22 protein-coding genes are annotated in these 20,488 nt (G+C 57.5%); 6 read left to right on the top strand and 16 right to left on the bottom strand.

Translation table 11 applies throughout. The features are described from left to right. Positions 1-147: 147 nt before the first annotated feature. From ACFFSY_RS04810 to ilvB, 6 genes are all read right to left on the bottom strand, one after another. Positions 148-315: a hypothetical protein gene (locus ACFFSY_RS04810; RefSeq protein WP_377490679.1), complete on the bottom strand. Its 168-nt coding sequence runs from the start codon at positions 313-315 to the stop codon at positions 148-150. Positions 316-854: 539 nt separating this feature from the next. Beyond that, a complete protein-coding gene (locus ACFFSY_RS04805) occupies positions 855-1,523 on the bottom strand; it encodes a response regulator (protein WP_377490676.1) in 669 nt (222 codons plus the stop codon). A gap of 37 nt (positions 1,524-1,560) precedes the next feature. Continuing rightward, the gene (locus tag ACFFSY_RS04800; protein WP_377490673.1) at positions 1,561-2,913 is read right to left on the bottom strand and encodes a sensor histidine kinase; all 1,353 of its coding nucleotides are present in this window, start codon (positions 2,911-2,913) and stop codon (positions 1,561-1,563) included. 266 nt (positions 2,914-3,179) lie between these two features. After that, complete coding sequence (gene ilvC, locus ACFFSY_RS04795; protein ID WP_377490670.1) at positions 3,180-4,172, bottom strand: ketol-acid reductoisomerase; 993 nt, start codon at positions 4,170-4,172, stop codon at positions 3,180-3,182. Positions 4,173-4,361: 189 nt separating this feature from the next. Beyond that, a complete protein-coding gene (gene ilvN / locus ACFFSY_RS04790; RefSeq protein ID WP_377490667.1) occupies positions 4,362-4,850 on the bottom strand; it encodes an acetolactate synthase small subunit in 489 nt (162 codons plus the stop codon). Next, positions 4,847-6,592, bottom strand: coding sequence for a biosynthetic-type acetolactate synthase large subunit (gene ilvB, locus ACFFSY_RS04785; protein ID WP_377490664.1), 1,746 nt, complete (start codon positions 6,590-6,592; stop codon positions 4,847-4,849). The genes ilvN and ilvB overlap by 4 nt, the downstream gene beginning before the upstream one ends. A 503-nt stretch (positions 6,593-7,095) precedes the next feature. Here ilvB and ACFFSY_RS04780 point away from each other — a divergent pair. Next, the gene (locus ACFFSY_RS04780) at positions 7,096-7,560 is read left to right on the top strand and encodes a GNAT family N-acetyltransferase (RefSeq protein WP_377490661.1); all 465 of its coding nucleotides are present in this window, start codon (positions 7,096-7,098) and stop codon (positions 7,558-7,560) included. Between the two features lie 30 nt (positions 7,561-7,590). Here ACFFSY_RS04780 and ACFFSY_RS04775 read toward each other — a convergent pair whose 3' ends face one another. The 8 genes from ACFFSY_RS04775 to ACFFSY_RS04740 all read right to left on the bottom strand — a co-directional run bounded on the left by ACFFSY_RS04775 (position 7,591) and on the right by ACFFSY_RS04740 (position 14,306). Then, positions 7,591-8,019 (bottom strand): hypothetical protein, encoded by a 429-nt coding sequence (locus ACFFSY_RS04775; RefSeq protein WP_377490658.1) that lies wholly within the window; start codon positions 8,017-8,019, stop codon positions 7,591-7,593. 469 nt (positions 8,020-8,488) lie between these two features. Further along, positions 8,489-8,878: a VOC family protein gene (locus ACFFSY_RS04770; RefSeq protein WP_377490655.1), complete on the bottom strand. Its 390-nt coding sequence runs from the start codon at positions 8,876-8,878 to the stop codon at positions 8,489-8,491. A gap of 362 nt (positions 8,879-9,240) precedes the next feature. Beyond that, positions 9,241-9,600: a 50S ribosomal protein L20 gene (gene rplT, locus ACFFSY_RS04765; protein WP_148932500.1), complete on the bottom strand. Its 360-nt coding sequence runs from the start codon at positions 9,598-9,600 to the stop codon at positions 9,241-9,243. Between the two features lie 58 nt (positions 9,601-9,658). Continuing rightward, positions 9,659-9,859 carry a 50S ribosomal protein L35 gene (gene rpmI, locus ACFFSY_RS04760; protein WP_148932499.1) on the bottom strand — a complete coding sequence of 67 codons (201 nt, stop codon included), beginning with the start codon at positions 9,857-9,859 and terminating at the stop codon, positions 9,659-9,661. Between the two features lie 28 nt (positions 9,860-9,887). Then, the gene (gene infC, locus ACFFSY_RS04755; RefSeq protein ID WP_377490721.1) at positions 9,888-10,385 is read right to left on the bottom strand and encodes a translation initiation factor IF-3; all 498 of its coding nucleotides are present in this window, start codon (positions 10,383-10,385) and stop codon (positions 9,888-9,890) included. Between the two features lie 791 nt (positions 10,386-11,176). Continuing rightward, positions 11,177-11,353, bottom strand: coding sequence for a hypothetical protein (locus ACFFSY_RS04750; RefSeq protein ID WP_377490651.1), 177 nt, complete (start codon positions 11,351-11,353; stop codon positions 11,177-11,179). A 197-nt stretch (positions 11,354-11,550) separates the two neighbouring features. Then, positions 11,551-12,789, bottom strand: a complete 1,239-nt coding sequence (locus ACFFSY_RS04745) for a glycosyltransferase (RefSeq protein ID WP_377490718.1) — start codon at positions 12,787-12,789, stop codon at positions 11,551-11,553. Positions 12,790-13,133: 344 nt separating this feature from the next. After that, entirely contained in the window at positions 13,134-14,306 is a 1,173-nt protein-coding gene (locus ACFFSY_RS04740) for a glycosyltransferase family 4 protein (protein WP_377490648.1), read from the bottom strand. Positions 14,307-14,545: 239 nt separating this feature from the next. Between ACFFSY_RS04740 and ACFFSY_RS04735 the strand changes: the two genes are divergently transcribed. After that, complete coding sequence (locus ACFFSY_RS04735; protein WP_377490645.1) at positions 14,546-15,103, top strand: phosphatase PAP2 family protein; 558 nt, start codon at positions 14,546-14,548, stop codon at positions 15,101-15,103. On the opposite strand, the gene trmB is transcribed toward ACFFSY_RS04735, so the two are convergent. After that, positions 15,022-15,804: a tRNA (guanosine(46)-N7)-methyltransferase TrmB gene (gene trmB / locus ACFFSY_RS04730; protein ID WP_377490642.1), complete on the bottom strand. Its 783-nt coding sequence runs from the start codon at positions 15,802-15,804 to the stop codon at positions 15,022-15,024. The genes ACFFSY_RS04735 and trmB overlap by 82 nt on opposite strands. A 448-nt stretch (positions 15,805-16,252) precedes the next feature. Further along, on the bottom strand, positions 16,253-16,453 hold the full coding sequence (locus ACFFSY_RS04725; RefSeq protein WP_377490639.1) for a hypothetical protein: 201 nt from the start codon (positions 16,451-16,453) through the stop codon (positions 16,253-16,255). Positions 16,454-17,436: 983 nt separating this feature from the next. On the opposite strand from ACFFSY_RS04725, the gene mnmL reads away from it, so the two are divergent. The 4 genes from mnmL to ACFFSY_RS04705 all read left to right on the top strand — a co-directional run bounded on the left by mnmL (position 17,437) and on the right by ACFFSY_RS04705 (position 20,456). Then, a complete protein-coding gene (mnmL, locus tag ACFFSY_RS04720; protein WP_377490636.1) occupies positions 17,437-18,399 on the top strand; it encodes a tRNA modification radical SAM protein MnmL/YtqA in 963 nt (320 codons plus the stop codon). 1 nt (position 18,400) lies between these two features. After that, a complete protein-coding gene (gene mnmM / locus ACFFSY_RS04715; RefSeq protein ID WP_377490633.1) occupies positions 18,401-18,982 on the top strand; it encodes a tRNA 5-(aminomethyl)-2-thiouridylate-methyltransferase MnmM in 582 nt (193 codons plus the stop codon). 24 nt (positions 18,983-19,006) lie between these two features. Next, the gene (locus ACFFSY_RS04710) at positions 19,007-19,408 is read left to right on the top strand and encodes a VOC family protein (protein WP_377490630.1); all 402 of its coding nucleotides are present in this window, start codon (positions 19,007-19,009) and stop codon (positions 19,406-19,408) included. A 79-nt stretch (positions 19,409-19,487) separates the two neighbouring features. Then, positions 19,488-20,456: a type I phosphomannose isomerase catalytic subunit gene (locus tag ACFFSY_RS04705; RefSeq protein ID WP_377490627.1), complete on the top strand. Its 969-nt coding sequence runs from the start codon at positions 19,488-19,490 to the stop codon at positions 20,454-20,456. Positions 20,457-20,488: the final 32 nt, after the last annotated feature.

Here is a 20,488-nt window from a genome sequence, read left to right as displayed (position 1 = left end):
TATGATAAAAGGACTTCGTTCTTCAGCATCCTCCTTTCCCCCTCCGCCGCAATGCTGTCAGGTTAAGCCCGCCGGGAAGCGGTATGGAGACGAGGTTGGAGCTTGCTCGTCAGGCCGTCCGTGCCTCGATAACGATGCTAATGGTCGTTATTGCTCGTCCAAGGGCCGTCCGCGCACCATAATGACGCCTAGGTCGTTATTGCTCGTCTGCAAGACGTTCATGCTCTCGATAACGACGCCTAGGTCGTTATTGCTCGTCCACGGGCCGTCCGTGCTCCCGATTACGGCGCCTAGGTCGCTAATGCTCGTCCACAAGACTTCCGCGCACCCGATAACGACACCTATGTCGCTATTGCTCGTCCTCAATACGTCGGCGCACTCGATAACGACACCTATGTCGCTATTGCTCGTCCTCAATACGTCCGCTCACCCGATAACGACGCCTAGGTCGTTATTGCTCGTCCACGTGCCGTCCGTGCCTCGATAACGACGCCTAGGTCGTTATTGCTCGTCTGCACGCCGCTCATTCTCCATCCGGACGTTGCTCCTTAACCTGACAGCATTGCCCTCCGCCGAGGGAATTCGTCCATTCCCGCTGACGCGCTTTTACGCTATTATCCGCAACAAGAACGGTTGTCTAGATTCCTGCCTGGCGAAGAAATGTCCGGAGAGTCGGAAGGGAGATGGTACAGCAAAAAAGCTTTCTGGAAGAAAGCTGCTTCGGAAGTATTTTCTTGCGGTCGCCTTTGTCCTCGAATATCAACCCAGAAACCAACCGGTATCAGAGTATTCGAGGACAACAGCGAGCAAAAAGCCCATTTCGACCGCAGGCAGCTTACTTTTCACCCGGACCTCTAGAACAACCCTTTGTCTTTCGCCTGCTGTGCCGCATCTTTGGAGCTCTTGGCTCCGATCTTGCGCAAAATGTTGTTCACGTGGTTCTTGACCGTCCTGAGTGAAAGGAACGACTTCTCTGCGATTTGGCTCTGACTGTATCCGTCATGGATCATCGACAGCAGTTGGACCTCGGCCGGCGTCACGAGGCGCTTGAATTTGTCCGTCTCGTACTCTTGCTCCACCGCTTTCAGTCGCCGGAATTCCTGCAGCATCAGCTGTGCCGCGGCGGAATCAATCGCCGACCGATCGGCCGCCGCCTGGCGGACTGCCTGCGGGATCGCGGTAAAGTCCGATTTGACCAAATAGTTGACCGCGCCCGCCCGGAATGCCTCGACGACGAACTCCCGGTCTTCCATTGACGTCAGCATAATGACGCGTGCGCCCGTTGCCGCCGGCAGTTCGCCCGCGAGCTTCAGCCCCGCCGGATTGTCCGCCATCATAATATCGAGCAGAATGACGTCCGGCTCAGCTTCCGCCGCCAGCGCAAGCGCCGCGTCCGGTTCATCCGTGCTGGCTACGACCTCGATGTCCGCCTCGCTTTGCAAATACGCAACCAGCCCTCTGCGCCAATCCGGATCGTCCTCCACGATCATGACCCGAATTGCTTCCGTCCGCTGTCCTTCCATTACTGTTCCCCCTGCCGCTCATGTGCGCTAGCTTTCCTTATCGTTGCTTCTTGATCTTCGGGAAATGAAACATGACGCTCGTCCCCTTGCCGAGCTCGCTCTCGATCCGCAGCTCCCCGCCCTGCCGGTTCATCAGCTGGTAGCAGTAGGCTAACCCGAGTCCGAAATTCATGTTCTTCCCGCTCTTGGTCGTATAGAAGGGCTCGACCACCTTGCGCAGGTTCTGCTTGTCGATGCCGCCACCTGTGTCCCGAACCTCAATCGTGCTGCCCCGCTTGGCGGTGCGGACGCAGACATGCAGCTCGCCTCCGGCTGGCATCGCCTCCACCGCGTTATTCAGGACGTTGCCGATCGCCTCGAGCGTCTGGGCCGGATCCGCGTCCGCTTCGGCCAATTCGTCGAGCTCCGCGGTCATCTTGATCCGCCCTTCCAGGGCCGGCGCCATCGATGCCGTCTGCAAGCGCACCAGCTCGGCCAAATTAATGCGCTGCGTCTGCAGCCGAAGCTCCTGCGTGCGGTCATGCACGCTGCGGATCATCGCTTCGATATGCTGCGCGGCGCTGGCGATGACGCGAATATCGTCGCGAAGCTCGGCGTTCGATTCGCTTCCTGCCGCCCGCTCGATTTTGTCGCTGAACAGCTTGATCTTGCCGATATCGTTCTTGATCGCATGGTTGAGCATCGCCGTCCCGCTCGTGATCGCGCGGAGCGAGTGATCCATTCTTCGCCGCTCGATGAGCAGCTGCACGCCGAGGAAGCCGAAGTTGAACAGCGATACGATGAAAATCGCAAACGCGATCGCGATCGGCCATACGTTGTAGACCCACATCCGGTACACGCCGAATAGCGGCATGACGTAGTTCATCGTGACGGCAATGAGCAGCGCCGGCAGCACTGCCGCGGTCACGACCAGGTGTGCACGCCGCTCTGCCGGGTTCATCCCGCGCTTGCGCAGCAGCAGCAGCGTTCCAGCCGCGGTGTAAGGCAGCGCCCAAATAGCCAATATTTCGTAGTGCACCGGCAATTCCCCGGCGAGCGGCAGCGTAAACATGAATCCGACCGGCACAAGCGCCGCGAGCGGCAGCCACTTCGCGATTGGTTGCGGCAGCGCCTCTCTGTTGTACGCGGCCGCGAAGCAGAGGAACGCATACGTTAGTCCGTAGTAGCTGGTCCACGAGCAGCCGCGCTGCACGTTCCGAATCATCGCCTCGTCCGCCGCGCTCATACCCGTCTGGGCGGCCGCGACGATCCACCCTTCCATTACCGCCGCGAAAGCACCCGTCCCCGCGCAGAACGACATAAGACTGAGCCAGCGCACCGCAGCGCTGCGCCGGTTCGAGACGATGAGCAGAACCGCCGTCACCCATAGCGCGATCCATACAAAGAACATTCCGCTAACGCCCCCGTGTGTACGTGTCTAGTTTTACCAACATTATAGCATGGGAACCAAGCGTGAAGACGAACGAATTCATGCGATACGCGGCATGTCTTGTCATTTCTTTTGTCATGACGGCGAGCATCGCCTCATACAGAAAAGCCGCCCCAAGAGGCGGCTTCCGGCGATCCGGTTGCACGTGGCCTCAAGGGGCGGCTTTAGGTCGGCCTGCGCCGGCGGACCGGTAGCATAGGCCTTATATCCGTATGGAATAACGTCGATTACTTCTTGATCCAGTGCATCAGTTCGCGCAGTTGACCGCCAACTTGCTCGATCGGATGCTCGGCTTCGCGGCGGCGGGTAGCCGTCATCATCGCTTTGTTCGATTGGTTCTCGAGGATGAAGTCGCGCGCGAAACGGCCGGATTGGATGTCGTCCAGTACCGCTTTCATCGCTTTCTTCGTCTCGTCCGTTACGACGCGAGGACCTGTAACGTAGTCGCCGTATTCAGCTGTGTTGGAGATGGAGTCGCGCATCGAAGCGAGACCGCCTTCGTACATCATGTCAACGATCAGCTTCAGCTCGTGCAAGCACTCGAAGTAAGCCATCTCCGGCGCGTAGCCAGCTTCAACCAGCGTCTCGAAACCTGCTTTAACGAGTGCCGTAGCACCGCCGCAAAGTACGGCTTGCTCGCCGAACAGATCGGTTTCGGTTTCTTCGCGGAACGAAGTTTCGATAACCCCTGCGCGTGTACAGCCGATGCCTTTTGCGTATGCAAGGCCGATTGCTTTCGCGTTGCCTGTAGCGTCTTGCTCGATCGCGATCAGACCAGGAACGCCGAAGCCTTCCACGTACGTACGGCGAACCATGTGGCCCGGGGATTTAGGAGCAACGAGCAGAACGTCTGTATCTTTGCGAGGCACGATTTGGCCGTAGTGAACGTTGAAGCCGTGGGAGAACATCAGAGCTGCGCCTTTTTTGAGGTTTGGCTCGATTTCTTCTTTGTATACTTTCGCTTGCGTTTCATCCGGCATCAGGATTTGAACAACGTCAGCGACTTTAACCGCTTCAGCAACGTTCAATACTTCGAAACCGTCGTTTTTCGCTTTGTCGGCGGATTTACCCGGACGCAGGCCGATGATAACTTTCAAGCCGCTGTCACGCAGGTTTTGCGCTTGTGCGTGGCCTTGGCTTCCGTAGCCGATAACCGCGATCGTTTTACCTTGCAGAACGCCTTGGTCTGCGTCTTTTTCATAATAGAGTGTAACTGCCATATCGAATGATGCCTCCTTTAGTTTAACCCTTTTGAGCGGGTGTTGAAGGGGAAGCCGCTATGGGCCGCTTCTGTTCTGCGTTTCATTGCCGCATTACAGCATAAGCTTGTCTTCCCGCTTGAACTCCCGCCCAAAACGGGCGGTAAGTCCGGTGATAAGTGCGACGCTTGTGTCTCAATTGAGATGTTGCTAAGGTCTTGCGTTGCCGCGAATCATCGCGGTCACGCCGGTGCGGGAGAGCTCGCGGATGCCGTACGGCTTCAGCAGCTCGACCATCGCGTCGATCTTCTCCGTGTCGCCGACGACCTGCACCATCAGCGTGTGCGTGCCGATATCGACGACCGATGCGCGGAACGTCTCGACGACGCCGAGGATCTCGGGGCGAACCGCCGGCTCCGCGTTGACCTTGATCAAGGCCAATTCACGGGCGACCATCGGGTTCGCGCTCAGGTCGATGACTTTGATGACGTCGATCAGCTTATACAGCTGCTTGGTCACCTGTTCCAGCGTGTTATCGTCCCCCGTGGTGACGATGACCATCCGGGACAAGCCGGCTTCCTCGCTCGTCCCGACGGTGATGCTCTCAATGTTGAAGCCGCGGCGTCCGAACAAGCCGGATACGCGCTGCAGAACGCCGGGCTGGTCATTCACAAGTACGGCAATCGTATGCTTCTTCATTCTTCATCCCCCATTAACATCTGGTCGATCGTCGAGCCCTGCGTCACCATCGGATAGACGTTCTCTCCCTTGTTGACGACGAATTCGACGACCGCCGGACCCGGGTGATTCATTGCTTCGACCCAAGCTGCGCGCGCTTCTTCCTTGTTCGAGGCGCGGAAGCCCTTAACGCCGTATGCTTCGGCCAGCTTCACGAAATCCGGGCTGCCTGCCAGATCGATATGGCTGTAGCGGTTATCGTAAATCAGCTCCTGCCACTGGCGAACCATCCCAAGCACCTGGTTGTTCAGAATCGCGACCTTGACCGGAATGTTGTTGATCGCGCAGATCGCGAGCTCCTGCGCGCACATCTGCATGCCGCCGTCGCCGTTGATCGAGACGACTGTCCGGTCCGGATGCGCCATCTGTGCCCCGATCGCCGACGGGAATCCGAAGCCCATCGTACCGAGACCGCCCGAGGTGACCCAGGAGCGAGGCTGGTTGAACTTGTAGTACTGCGCGGCCCACATCTGATGCTGACCGACGTCCGTCGTGACGATCGCTTCGCCTTTCGTCTCCTCGTGGATCATCTCCACGACCCACTGCGGCTTCAACACTTCGTCGGAATCCGTGTAGCGGAAAGGCTTCTCGGCTTTCCAGCCGGCCAACTGGGCACGCCATGCGTCGGCGTTCGCCGCCCACTTCACGTCCTTGTTCGCGATCTCAAGCACCGTCTTCACGTCGCCAACGATCGGAATGTCCGTCGGTACGTTCTTGCCGATCTCGGCCGGATCGATGTCGATATGCACGATCTTCGCGTGCGGCGCGAAGCCCTTCAGCTTGCCGGTAACGCGGTCGTCGAAGCGAGCGCCGATGTTGATTAGCAAGTCCGCATTCTGGATCGCCATGTTCGCCGTCCACGTGCCGTGCATACCCGGCATGCCGAGCCACAGCTCGTTGCCGCTTGGGAAGGCGCCGAGGCCGAGCAGCGTCGTCGTGATCGGAATGCCGGACTTCGTCACGAACTCGAGCAACTCTTCGTGGCCGCCGGAATACACGACGCCGCCGCCTGCCAGCACGAGCGGACGCTCGGCTGTCTCGATCGCCTTGATCAGCTTGTCGACCTGCTGCTTCTTCGGCGTGACCGTCGGGTTGTAGCCGCGCAGGTTCACTTCGGTCACCGGCTGGAACATCGTCATCTCCGCCGAGACGTCCTTCGGAATATCGATGAGCACGGGACCTTTGCGGCCGGTGTTCGCGATATGGAATGCTTCGTGGATGATCCGCGGCAGGTCGGCTGCCTTGCGGACGAGATAGCTGTGCTTCGTGATCGGCATCGTGATGCCGGTAATATCCGCTTCTTGGAATGCGTCCGTACCGATCAGCGTCGTAGCGACGTTGCCCGTGATGACGACCATCGGCACCGAGTCCATGTAAGCCGTCGCGATGCCGGTGACGAGGTTCGTCGCACCCGGACCCGACGTGGCGATACAAACGCCGACTTTGCCGCTTGCGCGAGCGTAGCCGTCCGCGGCGTGGATTGCCCCTTGCTCGTGGCGGGTCAGGACGTGATTGAAGTCGGAGAACCCGTGCATCGCGTCATAAATGTACAACACCGCGCCGCCCGGATAGCCGAACACGCACTCGACACCTTCCAGCACCAAGCTCCGGAGTAAGATCTCAGACCCCGAAATGACTTCGGGTTTCTTCAGCTTCTCGATGATTTCCTCTTTCGACTTTAACGTTGCATTTTGCGCGACCATCAGTCGTCCTCCTCTCTTGAAAAACCAAAACAAAAAAGCCCACCGTCTCCAGCAGCCCGCTCTGCGAACCACTAGGGACGGAAGGCTATCGCTTCCGTGGTACCACCCATGTTTGTCATCCGCCTCGCGGCGAATAACCTTAACAAGTACGTCTGCAAGCGCATCGCAGATCGCACCCGGCACATTAACGCGTGCCTCGCGATTCCCCCTAATAGGACGGCCGGACAGGCGCGTATGTTCAGGGAAACAGCTCCGAGGTGAGCTCGTTGGAAAGGGGTTTTGGCGACGGTTGCAGCAGATCCGTCCGCTCTCTGAGCAAAAGAGCCCTTAACACTTCGTCCTCATCATTGCCGATAGAGTATTAACTTGTTGATTATTATATGCTCACCGATTCGGTTCGTCAAGGACTCGATTTCGCGCAATTCGAAAAAGTGAGTATTGCGGAGCAAGCACCGCAATTCGCCCGCATACATACGATACAGCAACCCATTGCAGAAAGCGGGATGATCGCCATCGCTCTCATACGGCCAAGACGCCCCCGGACGGATGACGCCGAAATCATCCGCCTCATCCGCACCGAACTGATGCCGCTGTCGCATACCGCCAACCCGAAAGACGCGAGGACGATCCGCGAGCTGCCCAAGCGTCTTCGTCAAGGCGTTACCTTCGTCATTTCACGCAAAAAAACGAGCATGCCGCTTGGATTCCTTCACCTGTACGTCATCGGTGATATCCTCCAATACGACATGCTCGCCATCCATCCCGACCATCGCGGCAAACATTGGGGCCGGCTGCTCATGGCCCACGGCGAGGCGTACGGCCGCTCCAAAAACTGCACCCTCGCCCGGTTGTTCGTCGATAAAGGCAACGACAAAGCGCACGTCCTGTACCAGCGACTCGGGTTTACGACGGTGCGCTACTACGACTACATCCGCTGCTACGAAATGACCAAATCGCTTGCCCCGTAATGCTGACCCGCCGCTTGGCCCGTGACCGGCTTAGAACAGGCCTGGATAACCGCCGAACCCGCCCGGACCGAATCCAGGGCCGTAGCCGGGGCCGAAGCCGGGGCCCCCGAAACCCGGGCCAACGCCGGGGCCGAATCCAGGGCCGACAAATGGCTGGTCACAGCACGGGCCGTCGAATCCCGGCCCGCCGAATCCCGGACCAAAGCCGGGGCCGAAGCCCCCCCCGAAGCCAGCGCCCCAAAACGGGAGCGTGCCGATTGCCAGCAAATCGAACAATACCAGCGGCAGAATGGCTTTCGTTTTCACTTTTTTGCCTTTGTCCTTGCCAACCGGTTTCAAATAAAGTTTATTATTCGAAACGCGGACAAGCTTGCCAGAAGCAACCGAACCGTCTTTGCGAACGGCGTAGACCGTTTTGCCAACCAATTTACGCGCTTGCTCTTTGGTGACGCGCTGCATGAGCGTTTCCCTCCCAAATGGATATGAACTGCCAAGCCGCCCTCCGTGTTGGACAAGAGTGGAGAGCAATGCTCAGTTGTCCTATATCCTATTCAGCGCGCACGCCGCCGGACTGTATTCCTGTCCCGCGAACAAGAACCTAAACACGGCACTCACCTGTACACTGGAGGTGGACACCCGTCTATTTACGGCATTCATCCCAGCCTGCGCGGAGCATCACCCTATTCCCTTGGATTCATTCCTTCTGCCGTTTCATCCCAACCGCAATGGATTGTTTCTTCTATGATTGCTTCTTCTTCCTGGCCAGATAGGCATTGCATGCCCCAAATAGCTGCGCGTTCCGGTTGGGAAGCGTTTAGCCCCCGCCGCTCTAAGCGTCTTCGCGTGCAGCGTGCCAGACGCACCTCGACTGGGCGTAATGGTGCGAGACCAATCGCTGGCCGCCCGCCATGTTCGGCCATTAATGACTTCACTCTTCAGTTCGGATCGCGTTCAGTTCGATTATGTTATGATCTGGGTCGAGCAGGAAAATCTGGGCGAATCCCGTTATGCTCTCCGGCTTGGCCCGATATTTGATGCCATGCCTGCCGAGCTCCTCGATCGCCGCTTCGTAATCCTTCACGCGCAGCGCGAAGTGTCCATCCCTTGTATCGATCCCGCCCGATCTTCGTGTCTCCCCGTCGTGGACAATAAGATGGAGCTGCTGGCCGCTCTCGCCGACGGCGAACCACGCGCCGGGAAAGTCGAAGGGCGGTCGCGTTATTTCTTCCAAGCCGAGAACCTGCTTATAGAAAGTCTTGGCACGGGCAAGGTCCGTTACAAGTAGGCTTACATGATGATAGCCGTCAATAATGAGCATCGGTATTGCCTCCTCTTTGCGATGTCACGCTGCCTTTATTGTAGCATGGGAGACGGTATTTCTTGCGCCACCTTCCCCGGGAAGCGAAAAAGCGGCTTGATGGATTGCCCACTCAAGCCGCTTCCTCATTATTAGTCGATTTTAAAACGTGCGGACCATCATCTGCATCTGCCTAGCCAGCTGATTTAACTCGGAGGCAGACAAACCTTGGTTCTTGGCTAACGGCAGGCGTTCGTCAGCCCCTCTCGGGACTTTCACCCTAGAGATGACTACCATGCTGGGCGTAAAAAAAGGCCAAACAGAGCGATCTGTTTGGCCTTTCGTCCGCCAAGGCACGAGTCCTTGGCGATATGCAACGCGTACTACGCGTTTACTTTTTCTTTCGCTACTGCTGCCAGGGAGTTGAACGCGTTGATGTCGTTCACGGCCAGGTCAGCCAGCATTTTGCGGTTTACTTCCACGCCGGCTTGTTTCAGGCCGAACATGAATTTGCTGTAGGACAGACCGTTTTGGCGAGCTGCCGCGTTGATACGAACGATCCACAGTTTGCGGATGTCGCGTTTTTTGTTGCGGCGGTCACGGTATGCGTACATCAGGGATTTCATGACTTGCTCTTTTGCTGTTTTAAACAGGCGGTGCTTCGAACCGAAGTAACCTTTTGCGAGCTTCAAAATTCTTTTACGACGACGTGCGCGGACGAAACCGCCTTTAACTCTTGCCATGAGTAGAAACCTCCCGAGTGTTGTTTAGTGCGTATTTGAAAACCGTATTCGCTACGGACTATTTCAGGTTTGCAAGACCTTGTTGAATGCGGCGAACGTCGCCTGCAGCCATGAGCGGCTGGCCAGCAAGAACGCGCTTCTGACGGCCGGATTTGCCGGAAAGCAGGTGGTTGCGGAACGCTTTGTAGCGTTTCACTTTGCCTGTACCCGTAATTTTGAAACGGTCTTTCAAGCTGCTGTGCGTTTTCATCTTAGGCATGTGATGATCCTCCTCAAAGAATTTAAGCTTAGTTGTTGTTTTTTGGTGCCAAAATCATGATCATGCTTCGACCTTCCAGCTTCGGCACACGCTCGACCACGCAAATGTCCGCGACTTCCTTCTGAAGCCGATCCAGAATGCGTTGTCCGATGGCAGCATGGGTAATTTCACGGCCGCGGAAACGGACGGAAGCTTTCACCTTGTCGCCTTCGCCGAGGAATTTCACGACGTTGCGGAATTTAACCTGGTAGTCGTTCTCCTCGATGTTCGCGCGGAACCATACTTCCTTCAGATCGACGATCTTCTGATTCTTGCGGGCTTCTTTCTCTTTCTTCTGTGACTCGTAACGGAACTTACCGTAGTCCATAATGCGGCATACCGGCGGTTTCGCGGTAGGAGCAACATTGACGAGATCCATGTTGGCGTCGATCGCCATTTGAAGCGCTTCGCGGAACGGCGTAATGCCGATCTGTTCGCCTTCCGGGCCTACAAGGCGCACTTCACGAGCGCGAATCTCGTCATTGATTTGATGTTCTCTGCTAATAACCTGCCACCTCCAAAAATAATGTGCATCTATAGCGCCCGCGGGCGCGACTGCAAACAAAAAATGCGGGCCCCTGCGGACCCGCATTCCATTAACCAAGATCGTAGTCGTATCAATCATCGCTCGTAAGCGAGGACACTTCCATTCCTAGTCGCGAACCAGTCGGCCAAGCCGAGTAGGTGAGAAGCGGGTGCTTCTGCTTGTGCGTTATTCATTTTGTTTCGTACCGACATAATATAGCATAGCTTGGCAGTGGAAGTCAACGCCGAAGTTTCGAAATCGAAACTCGGCGCAAGAGAGAGAGCCGAGGGCGCTGAGCTTTGGCCCTTGGCTTTGGTTTTGACTTGGCGGCTTTACAAAGTCGGCAAATATCGAGCCTCCGCTTGTCAACAAGTCCCAGCGGCGATGCATTCAAACTAGAACTCAAGCCGAATGGGGTAAGCGAAGACTTCACTAGTCCTTAACTTTAGCTTGCACTTTCTTTGACTCTTGCCCTTGGTCCCTGCTCTTGCTCTTGCTCTTGCTCTTGCTCTTGCTCTTGCTCTTGCTCTTGCTCTTGCTCTTGACCTTTGCTCTTGCCCTTGCCCTTGACCTTTGCTCTTGCCACTCGTGCCCAAGCTAAGCAGGCACCATCTACAGCGGAGGTTTCTCGGCTGAAAGCGACTTTTGTCGCCGTGTTTCCCCCGCAGCGGGAAACTCATCCAGAAACACGGCAGACAACGGGAGCGTTATCGAGATAACCGGAGCCCGAGCGTCACCGAGAAACCGGAGCATTATTCGTTCGCCCCGTTCACATACTCGTTCGGCACCTCATCGCCCTGCGGGTTATTGTTTTTGATTTGCGCTTTGCGCCCGTTGCGGAACTCCCCGCCGTGTACGTCGTTCTCGCGCTGGTCGTTGTTGTCCGTGTGGTCGTGGCTGTTATGGTTGTAGTTCACGTTGTTGCTCATTGCATCGTTCACCTCTTTCGCGCCTCGCGCGCGGATATCGCCTGACAGGCGTGCCGTCCTAGCGTCTGCCGGAAGAGGGAGAATTATGCGCAGGCGAGAGCCAGGATGTACAATCGCCGATGACCGGGTTTACGGGCGACGCCCCAACTCGGAGCACGTAAAAAAAAGGACCGCTCGATGAGCGGCCCTTTGGCGGTCTAAACTTGCTTACTCTGCACTTCCTCCAAGCGGATGACGCGCGTATGCTGCGTATGGCTCCATTGCTTGTTGTTCTGCGTGAAGAACGCGTAGAACGTGATCGGCAGCCAGGAGAGCTGGAAGAACACCATCGAGATCAGGTGGCCGTACATCTTCGGCGACTTGACGCCTTCCAGCGCCATGACCAGCGGGAACATCAGCGCGGTAAGCGTGAGCGATACGATCGCGATCCAGCTTGGCATGTAGGCGTAGATCGAGATGAACGCGTTGTCCGCCGGAATGACGTTGTCGATCCAGATCATCGCCGTCAGCACGAAACCGATCAACGTATTGTACGCGGACATCGTATAAATCGCCGCGTCGAACTTGACGAAGCTGCGCTCCTTGATGCTCGCCCAGATAAGCGGGAAGAAGTAATTACGGGCAACCGTGAAGTGCCCTTGCATCCAGCGCAGACGCTGACGGGCCGACGCCTTGAACGTTAGCGGCTTCTCATCATATACTTTCGCTTCGAAGTTCAATACCGGATGGACCCCGCGCTTAACGCAGCGCATGGAGAACTCCAAGTCCTCGACGAGGCTCGTCGCGCCCCAGCCCATTTCCTTCATGAGGTTGGACTCGAAGCACATGCCCGTGCCGCCCAAGAAGTTCGCCATCCGCAGATTGCGGCGCGACAGCTGCCACAGACGGTTGCAGTACCAGTAGGTAATGCCGTATGAAGCCGTGACCCAGGAATCGTCCGGGTTCTTCGTATCCAGGTACGCCTGGATGACTTGGTGGCCATCGCACAGGTCGTTGTTCATGTGGAGCAGGAAGTCCGTGTTCACCAGATTATCCGCGTCGAACATGACGATCGCGTCGTATTGCCGCGGCATCGCCCAAAGTTCCTTGAGCATCCACTCGATCGCGTGGCCTTTGCCGCGCAGATGCGGATTGTTCCGCTCGCAGGCGTGAACGCCCATGCTGCGCGCAATCTCCGCCGTATTATCCGTACAGTTGTCGCAAATGACGAAGACGTCGTACAGCTCTTTCGGGTAATCGAGATTTTTGAGGTTGTCGATCAGCGCGCCGACGACGGCCGATTCGTTGTGGGCCGCGACGAGCACGGCGAAAGACTTCTGCGGCTTGTGCTTCAGTTCCTTGCGTTTGCGCACGATGCCAAACAGCGCCAGCACGAATTGATAAACGCCGACGAAAGCGAGTACCACCTGAAGCGCAATTAAAATAACGTTGATGATCATATTCGGTTGTTGCCCCCTTAAGACCCCTTTTTTTGCGATACTCTCTCTGTTTTGTATGCGAGATGAACGCATGCCCCTTTATAAACCGTCAGGCAACCGCGGCGTCTTTTTTTGTTTTAGCCACAGCCATACTGATTTTCCACACATTGCATTCGTTTGTCAAAAGCCCAAAAAGCGCTTGTACAGGCGTTTGAGCGAAGAAAAACGGTTTCAAGACTAGTCCACGCTCGCAATTCCCTCGTTTTTCGGCCGCTCACCCGGATTTTCAGCCAATAATGGCGAAATCCCAAGGCTTTGTATGGTAAACGACCCGCGCATTAAAAAAGTTTCATTTTCGCGCGTCAACGGGTGTGACGAATCGATGAACGGCCGGGAGCCGCCGCTTCCCTGCAAGCGTCCAGAAGCCGTCCGAAAATATCATCCCACGATTGGCTGCGAGCGTACGCCATCGCTTGGATCGCCATACTGGCCCGAAGCTGCGGCTGGTCATGAAGCAGCGTTAGCGCATCCGCGAAAGCCTCCGGGCTTGCGGGATCGCAAAGGATGCCCGTGGCCATCGGCTCGACGATGTCCGCCACGCCCCCGCTTGACGCCGTGACGACGGGCGTCCCGCAGGCCATCGACTCGAGCACGACGTTGCCGAACGTCTCGGTCGGCGATGGGAACAAGAAGACATCCGAGGCGGCGTACCATTGCTGCAGCTGCTTCGGCGGCGTGAAGCCCAAGAAATGCACAGGCAGCCCGAGCGAGGCCGCCTGCTCCTTCAGTCCCTGGGCGGATGGTCCGTCGCCGGCCATCACGAGCCGCGCGTCCGGGCATGCCCGCTCCCGAAATAACGCGAAAGCCGCGAGCGCGGTCTCGACATTTTTCTCCGGCGCGAGCCTTCCGGCATAAAACACCACAAACTGCCCCGGTTCGATGCCGTGCGCCGCGAGCAATCCGCTCCGGTCGACGACGGGGTGATATAAGCGCGCATCGATGCCGCGCGGCCATACGGATAGCCGATGTTCATCCCACCCCCTGCCAAGCAGCTCGCCGCGGGTTGATGCGGAAGGCACAAAGATGCGGCTTGCGTCCTGATGAAACCAATTCAGATATCTCCATAACATCTTAACCATCCATTGCAAATTGTAAAACGGCAAATAGCGGTCAAAATGCGTGTGATACGAGGCTACGAGCGGGATCTCGTATTTGCGCGCGTAATGGATGCCGCATAACCCGAGGTTGAACGGCGTAGCTACGTGGATGAGCGTCGGCTGAAACGACTGCAGGGCGCGCCGGATATGCCGTGGATTCGGGAGCGCCAAGCGGCACTCCGGATAGAGATAGAACGGCAAACTCGCGAAGCGCTCTACCGCCGAGGGCGCCGGTTCGGCCGCGCTTGCCGCCGGATCCGGGGCAAATACTTGCACGGGGATTCCTTGCCGCTTCAAGTAATCGGCCCACCTGCCCAGCGTCCGTGCTACGCCGTTCACTTCCGGTTCGTACGTGTCCGTGAAAATCGCCAGCCGCATTCGCATCGCCTCCGCCTGCCGGTCTCCTCGGCGCGCCTGTCGGCACCCGCCTCAAGTCCCGGACTTCGATTTTGGCTCCAGCTTAGAAAATCTGTGTTTGCGCTGCATCAAGCGGGTGCGAATGAATCGTTAATATGGGATTCGCAAGCCGTTGACACGGCGCGAACATTGAACGGATAGAATGGGATCATCGGGCGCAGATGCGCTACTCGAATGCGTACATACGGGAGGGTTAGGGGATGCAAACAATGGTGGCTTGGCTTCGGGGACGTGAACACGCCTTGCTGGCATGGGCGAATCGCAGACCGATCAACCGGATGACGGAGCGCGTGCTCGGCGGGTGGCTGGGCACGATAACGCACATGGGCGGAGCCAGCTTCACGCTGATCTCCGCCCTGTTGGTGGCATGTTTGGCCCCCGCTCCCTGGGGGGCGGCAGGCGCTCAAAGTCTTGCGGCCGTGGCGCTCAGCCATCTGCCGGTCGCGCTCGTAAAGCGCAAATTCCGCCGGCTGCGGCCTTACCAGAAGCTGCCGCACCTGCACTGCTCGGCCAAACCGCTGCAGGATCCGTCGTTCCCGTCCGGCCATACGACGGCAATTACCGCCTGGCTCGCGCCTTGGCTGATGGCCTATGCGTCGCTGCTGCCCGCTCTTCTGCCGGCCGCGCTGCTAATCTGCCTATCCGTCGCCTGGTCGCGGATGTACCTAGGCTTGCATTATCCTTCCGACGTGATGGCCGGGGCCGTACTCGGCTCGTCTACGGCCGTGCTCGTCTCTTCGCTCTGGTCGTTCTTCTGAGCCGCCAGCTTCGCTTGGCGGTGCGCAGCCAGCGCTTCCGCGCCGATGACGACTTCGACGCGGTGAATATTGTTGCCGCGCTCGACGAATTTGGATTCGTACTCCGTCAGCACGAGATCATCGCGCAGCTCATCCTTATGCAGATGAAGCGAGATGTTGCGCATCACCAGCTCCATGTCCGCGAAGCTGTTCAGCGAGAATTCGAACAGCGACTGCGAGTCAGTCTTGAAATGAATTTCGCCGCGCTCGTTCAAAATCTCCATATACTTAGCCACGAAGCGCTGGTGCGTCAGTCTTCTGCGGGCATGCTTGGCCTTGGGCCACGGATCGCTGAAGTTCAGATGTATGCGCTCGATCTCATTCGGCGCGAACATGTCTTCGATCCCTTCGATATTCGCCCGCAGCAGCGCGAGATTCGGCGGCGAATCCACCCCTTGCGCGGCCCACGCGGCGCGCGCCTTCTCGCTCGCCCGGCGGATCAGCTCGTCGTACATGTCGACGCCGATGAAATTGATGTGGGGATTGCGCACGCTCATCTCGCTGATGAATTTGCCCTTCCCCATGCCAAGCTCGATATATATCGGGTTGTCATTGCCGAAAAATTCGTGCCAGCGGCCTTTGTGCGGCTTCGCGTCCAGCACGCACAGCTCCTTCTGGTTCTCGATTGCTTCCAATATCCCTTTTCTTCCTCTAAGACGCATCGTCGATTGATTCCTCCATCATCTATAAGTACGTGTTCAAAAAGTCGTCGATTCAGCACCGGACTTCAAGCCTGAACGCCAGATTCGATGCCGCATTACACCTTGATCTGCTTCGTGATCAATTGGCGACTTTTTGAACTTCCTCTATAAAGTTCATGTTCAAAAAGTCGACCATTCAGCACCGAGAAGGTGGCGTGAAGGCGAAAAAGGAGGAGCGGAGTTTAGGCAAACCTAAATGAGCACCGGACTTCAAGCCTGAACGCCAGATTCGATGCCGCATTACACCTTGTTCTGCTTCGTGATCAATTGGCGACTTTTTGAACTTCCTCTATAAGCATAAGCTAGTCCTTATTGTGCCCGATGGGACGTGGCTTGTAAAGGTGCCCGAAAGTTAAAAAGCCGCCGGCGCGTAGCCGGCGGCTGAATCCGTATGCTTCTTCAGCGGACGTTAGTTAAGCATCTGGCGCGGCGGGTTGCCGCTTTCAATCTCGTATTTCTCTTCAAGCACGGAGTTGAGCTTCTTGCGGGCCGATACCTCGATGTTGTGGTTGCCGTGGAACCGGATGCCTGCAAGCGCCATCAATTCTTTCATCGTGAGCTCTACCGTTACCTTCTGGTCGCCTTGCGGAATTTTCACTTGACCGTTCATTCTCCATCACCTCATGCGGTTTTATTGTGACAGTATTTCCAGAAAACCGACTAGCTATGACAAGGGTAGGAATGTTGGTAAAATGCTTGTAAGTATTGATTTGTCGCACTTTTAAGATAACACATCATGTAAGGTTAAGCAAGAGATATTTTCCAGATTGCTTGCCTAAAGTTGCCCCTTCCCCCTTCCCCCTCCGCCGAGGGGAACCAAAGGACTTCGCCCTCTGGACACCCGCTTTCGAGCAGGCATGGTGGATTGGTGGACGGCGGTAGTTTTCGAGCTGGGCACGCTTTTGTCCTTGCGGACAAAGCTTCAGTGGAGTTTGAAGTCAGTCCTTACTCATAAACCTGTCAACTATAGGCCACGGGTCGCTTCACTGGACGTTTTCCTTAACCTGACAGTATTGACCCCCTCCGCAGAAAGGATCCAAGGGCTCTGCCCTCTGGACACCCTGCTTTCGAGCAGGCATTGGTGAACGGCGGTAGTTTTCGAGCTGGCACGCTTTTGTCCTTGCGGACAAAGCTAATGTTGTTGTCGCTCCCCACCACCAACGACGAAGTCGATCCGAGAGTTTCCGCCCTCTGATCTTCCGAATTGAAGTTTCGGGACGCGGCCGGCTTTAATGATTGATTTGGCGTAGGACTCGTTTGGTCCTGCCGGACAAGGCTTACGTTCGGCGTTCATTCGGGACGCGGATGCCTTGGGTGGGGGGCGGTGCTTTCGTGCGGTTCATGTTGCAGCGTGCTTGGACTCGCTTGGCGGGCCGGGCCGCGATGCTTACGTTCGCTTAATTCAAGCCCCTCCTTGTTATTGCTCGGAGGGAGAGCGTGAGTCCAAGATCTTTTTTTACAATAATAGGTGACAGTGACGAATTTCCCGGAAAATCGGGACTTTCCCCCCACGGAAATCCCCCGGCCGTTCATAGCCTTTGCCGGTTTTTTTCGCTACAATGTGATTAACCTCGATGTATAGGAGTCTGAATCATGCAAGTTTGGGCGAAAGCCGATTTGACGGAGCCCCGTCTGTGGAGCGATAAACGGTTCCATACGTGGAATTACGAAATGCGCGAGCAGTTCCAAGGCAAAGTGTTCAAGGTGACGCTCGACGCCGGGTTCACGTGTCCGAACCGGGATGGCTCGATCGCCAAGGGCGGCTGCACGTTCTGCAGCGCGCGCGGGTCGGGCGATTTTGCCGGGAGCCGCCGGGACGATCTGATCACCCAGTTCAATACGATCCGCGACCGCCAGCATCAGAAGTGGCCGGACGCGCAATATATCGGCTACTTCCAAGCCTATACGAATACGTATGCGCCGGTAGATGAGCTGCGGGAGTATTACGAGACGGTGTTGGCGCTGCCCGGCGTCGTCGGCTTGTCCATCGCCACGCGTCCGGATTGCCTGCCCGATGACGTCGTCGACTATTTGGCCGAGCTGAACGAGCGGACGTATCTATGGGTGGAGATGGGACTGCAGACGGTTCACGAATCGACCTCCGCGCTGATCAACCGCGCGCACGATACGGCGTGTTATCTTGATGCCGTCGCCCGTCTGCGCGCGCGAGGCATCCGCGTCTGCGCCCACATTATATACGGCCTGCCGCAGGAGACGCACGGGATGATGCTGGATACCGGCCGCGCCGTCGCCCAGATGGACGTGCAAGGCATCAAGATCCATCTCCTCCACCTCATGCGCAAAACGCCGATGGTCAAGCAGTACGAAGCCGGTCTGCTCCGCTTCCTGGAACGGGACGAGTACATCAACCTGGTCGTCGATACGCTGGAATTGCTGCCGCCAGAGATGATCGTCCACCGGGTGACCGGCGACGCGCCGCGCGATCTGCTCATCGGGCCGATGTGGAGCACGAACAAGTGGGACGTGCTGAACGGCATCGACAAGGAACTGCGCCGCCGCGACACGTGGCAGGGCAAGCTGCGGGAGGTGAAGTGAAATGGGCTTCTTATCCGTGCTTAGCATGGCGCATCGCCTCGTGCAGGAACGAGTGCAGCCCGGCGACGCGGTGATCGACGGCACGTGCGGCAACGGCGTGGATACGCTTTTTCTCGCCCAGTTGACCGGCCCGCGGGGCATCGTCTACGCCTTCGACGTCCAGGAGCAGGCCCTCGCGCGAACGCAAGAGCGCCTCGCGCCGCTTGCCGCGGACGGACGAATGCCGGAGCTGTGCGCCGTGCTGGATAGCCACGCCCGCATACGGGAACATGTGAAGCCCGCTTCGCATGGCAAGGTTGCCGCGGCGATGTTCAACTTCGGTTATTTACCCGGCGCAGATCCGTCCGTCATTACGCAGACGCCTTCGTCGATCGCCGCGCTCGAAGCGGCGATCGACGTTCTTCGGCCCGGCGGCATCGTAACCGCGGTGCTCTACCCCGGCCACGAAGGCGGCGATGCGGAAGCGGCGGCGATCGAAGCTTGGGCGTCAGCCTTGCCGCAGTTTACTGCGCAAGCGATGGTGTACCGCATGGCGCAGAAGCCGACCGCGCCCTATTTAATCGCGGTGGAGAAAAGAACTTAATTGGATGAAGGAGGCGTTCGCGCTATGGCAGTCCGCAAACTGGAACATGTTGGTCTTATGGTTCGCAATATCGAGAAATCCGTCGCATTCTATACGGAGGTCGTCGGTCTTATCTATCAATACACGTTGACGCACACGAACGGCGTCATCCGCCTCGCATTCCTGGCCGGCGCCGACTCGGCCGCGACCGAGCTGGAGCTAATCGAGGGGTACCGGGATGAGCTGCCCGCCGAAGGGCGCGTCCACCACATTGCCTTCACGGTCGATGATGTGGAGGCGGAATTCGCGCGCATTCAAGCGCTGAACGTGCCGCTGCTCGACACTGAGATTACGACGCTGCCGAACGGCGCCCGGTATTTCTTCTTCTACGGTCCCGACGGCGAGCATCTCGAGATGTTTCAGCCAGCTCCGCAACCGACAGCTTAGATGCACCTCGCCCGGAAGAGGTGCGCCGATACATACGGGCAGACAAAGAGAACCTTTTGGGGATGAGGAGAGATTCACATTGGTACAACCATATCCGCTGCAATTCAAACCGGAAATGAAAGAACGCGTATGGGGCGGCCGCGCCCTGGAGAATTTCGGCCTGGAGCTTCCGGAGGGGGCCATCGGCGAAGGCTGGATGATCGGCGATCACCCGAACGGCACGACGAAGGTCGTGAACGGCGAGCTGGCCGGTATCGGGCTGGATGAGATCCGCGAGAAATACGGACGCGACTTCTTCGGCACGAAAGGCTTCTCCGAGAAGAACGGCCGCTTCCCGCTGCTGATCAAACTGCTCGACTGCAATGACGACCTGTCGATCCAGGTGCATCCGACCGATGATTACGACCGCTTGCCGGAAGGGGAGCTTGGCAAGACGGAAATGTGGTACATCCTGGATGCCAAGCCGGGCGCGAAAATCATCTATGGCCTGAAAGACGGCATCGGCCGCGCCGAGCTGGCCGCCGCGATCGAAGAAGGCCGCGTCATGGACGCGCTGCAGGAGGTGCCGGTCGAAGCGGGCGATGCCTTCTACATTCCGGCCGGCACGGTTCATGCGCTCTGCGCGGGCGTCCTCGTTGCCGAGATTCAGCAAAATTCCGATACGACATACCGCGTGTTCGACTACAATCGTCCGGGCCTGGACGGCAAGCCGCGCGAGCTCCACGTCGAGGATTCGCTCAACGTGACGGCGTACGAAGGCGCTGGCGCCACGCGCATGAAGACGGATGACATCGGCCCGAACGAGTGGCAACAGATCGCTACCTCGCCTTATTTTACCGTCGATAAAGGCATCGTCCGTAAGGCTTGGCAGCAAGCGACGTCGCCGGAGAGCTTCGTCATTCTCGTCGTGGCGGATGGCACGGGCAAACTCGGCTGGGCCGGCGGCTCGCTTGACGTGAAAGCCGGGGAATGCTTCTTGCTTCCGGCGAACCTCGGCAATTACGAGCTGGACGGCGAGATGACGGTGCTCCGCAGCGTGGCTCCTTAAGACGCCGCGTAATCGGACAGACCGGGTCATCG

This window comes from Paenibacillus aurantiacus, assembly GCF_042431225.1.
GTDB lineage: Bacteria > Bacillota > Bacilli > Paenibacillales > Paenibacillaceae > Paenibacillus_Z > Paenibacillus_Z aurantiacus.
Note: the sequence above shows the minus strand (reverse complement) of the source record. Positions and strands in the feature narration are given on the sequence as shown.

What these genes read in the sequence shown, in the direction of transcription:
- ACFFSY_RS04805 (WP_377490676.1), bottom strand. Translation starts at nt 1,523, where the DNA reads ATGGAAGGACAGCGGACGGAAGCAATTCGGGTCATGATCGTGGAGGAC.
- ACFFSY_RS04800 (WP_377490673.1), bottom strand. Translation starts at nt 2,913, where the DNA reads ATGTTCTTTGTATGGATCGCGCTATGGGTGACGGCGGTTCTGCTCATC.
- ilvC (WP_377490670.1), bottom strand. Translation starts at nt 4,172, where the DNA reads ATGGCAGTTACACTCTATTATGAAAAAGACGCAGACCAAGGCGTTCTG.
- ilvN (WP_377490667.1), bottom strand. Translation starts at nt 4,850, where the DNA reads ATGAAGAAGCATACGATTGCCGTACTTGTGAATGACCAGCCCGGCGTT.
- ilvB (WP_377490664.1), bottom strand. Translation starts at nt 6,592, where the DNA reads ATGGTCGCGCAAAATGCAACGTTAAAGTCGAAAGAGGAAATCATCGAG.
- ACFFSY_RS04780 (WP_377490661.1), top strand. Translation starts at nt 7,096, where the DNA reads ATGATCGCCATCGCTCTCATACGGCCAAGACGCCCCCGGACGGATGAC.
- ACFFSY_RS04775 (WP_377490658.1), bottom strand. Translation starts at nt 8,019, where the DNA reads ATGCAGCGCGTCACCAAAGAGCAAGCGCGTAAATTGGTTGGCAAAACG.
- ACFFSY_RS04770 (WP_377490655.1), bottom strand. Translation starts at nt 8,878, where the DNA reads ATGCTCATTATTGACGGCTATCATCATGTAAGCCTACTTGTAACGGAC.
- rplT (WP_148932500.1), bottom strand. Translation starts at nt 9,600, where the DNA reads ATGGCAAGAGTTAAAGGCGGTTTCGTCCGCGCACGTCGTCGTAAAAGA.
- rpmI (WP_148932499.1), bottom strand. Translation starts at nt 9,859, where the DNA reads ATGCCTAAGATGAAAACGCACAGCAGCTTGAAAGACCGTTTCAAAATT.
- ACFFSY_RS04750 (WP_377490651.1), bottom strand. Translation starts at nt 11,353, where the DNA reads ATGAGCAACAACGTGAACTACAACCATAACAGCCACGACCACACGGAC.
- ACFFSY_RS04740 (WP_377490648.1), bottom strand. Translation starts at nt 14,306, where the DNA reads ATGCGGCTGGCGATTTTCACGGACACGTACGAACCGGAAGTGAACGGC.
- ACFFSY_RS04735 (WP_377490645.1), top strand. Translation starts at nt 14,546, where the DNA reads ATGCAAACAATGGTGGCTTGGCTTCGGGGACGTGAACACGCCTTGCTG.
- trmB (WP_377490642.1), bottom strand. Translation starts at nt 15,804, where the DNA reads ATGCGTCTTAGAGGAAGAAAAGGGATATTGGAAGCAATCGAGAACCAG.
- ACFFSY_RS04725 (WP_377490639.1), bottom strand. Translation starts at nt 16,453, where the DNA reads ATGAACGGTCAAGTGAAAATTCCGCAAGGCGACCAGAAGGTAACGGTA.
- mnmL (WP_377490636.1), top strand. Translation starts at nt 17,437, where the DNA reads ATGCAAGTTTGGGCGAAAGCCGATTTGACGGAGCCCCGTCTGTGGAGC.
- mnmM (WP_377490633.1), top strand. Translation starts at nt 18,401, where the DNA reads ATGGGCTTCTTATCCGTGCTTAGCATGGCGCATCGCCTCGTGCAGGAA.
- ACFFSY_RS04710 (WP_377490630.1), top strand. Translation starts at nt 19,007, where the DNA reads ATGGCAGTCCGCAAACTGGAACATGTTGGTCTTATGGTTCGCAATATC.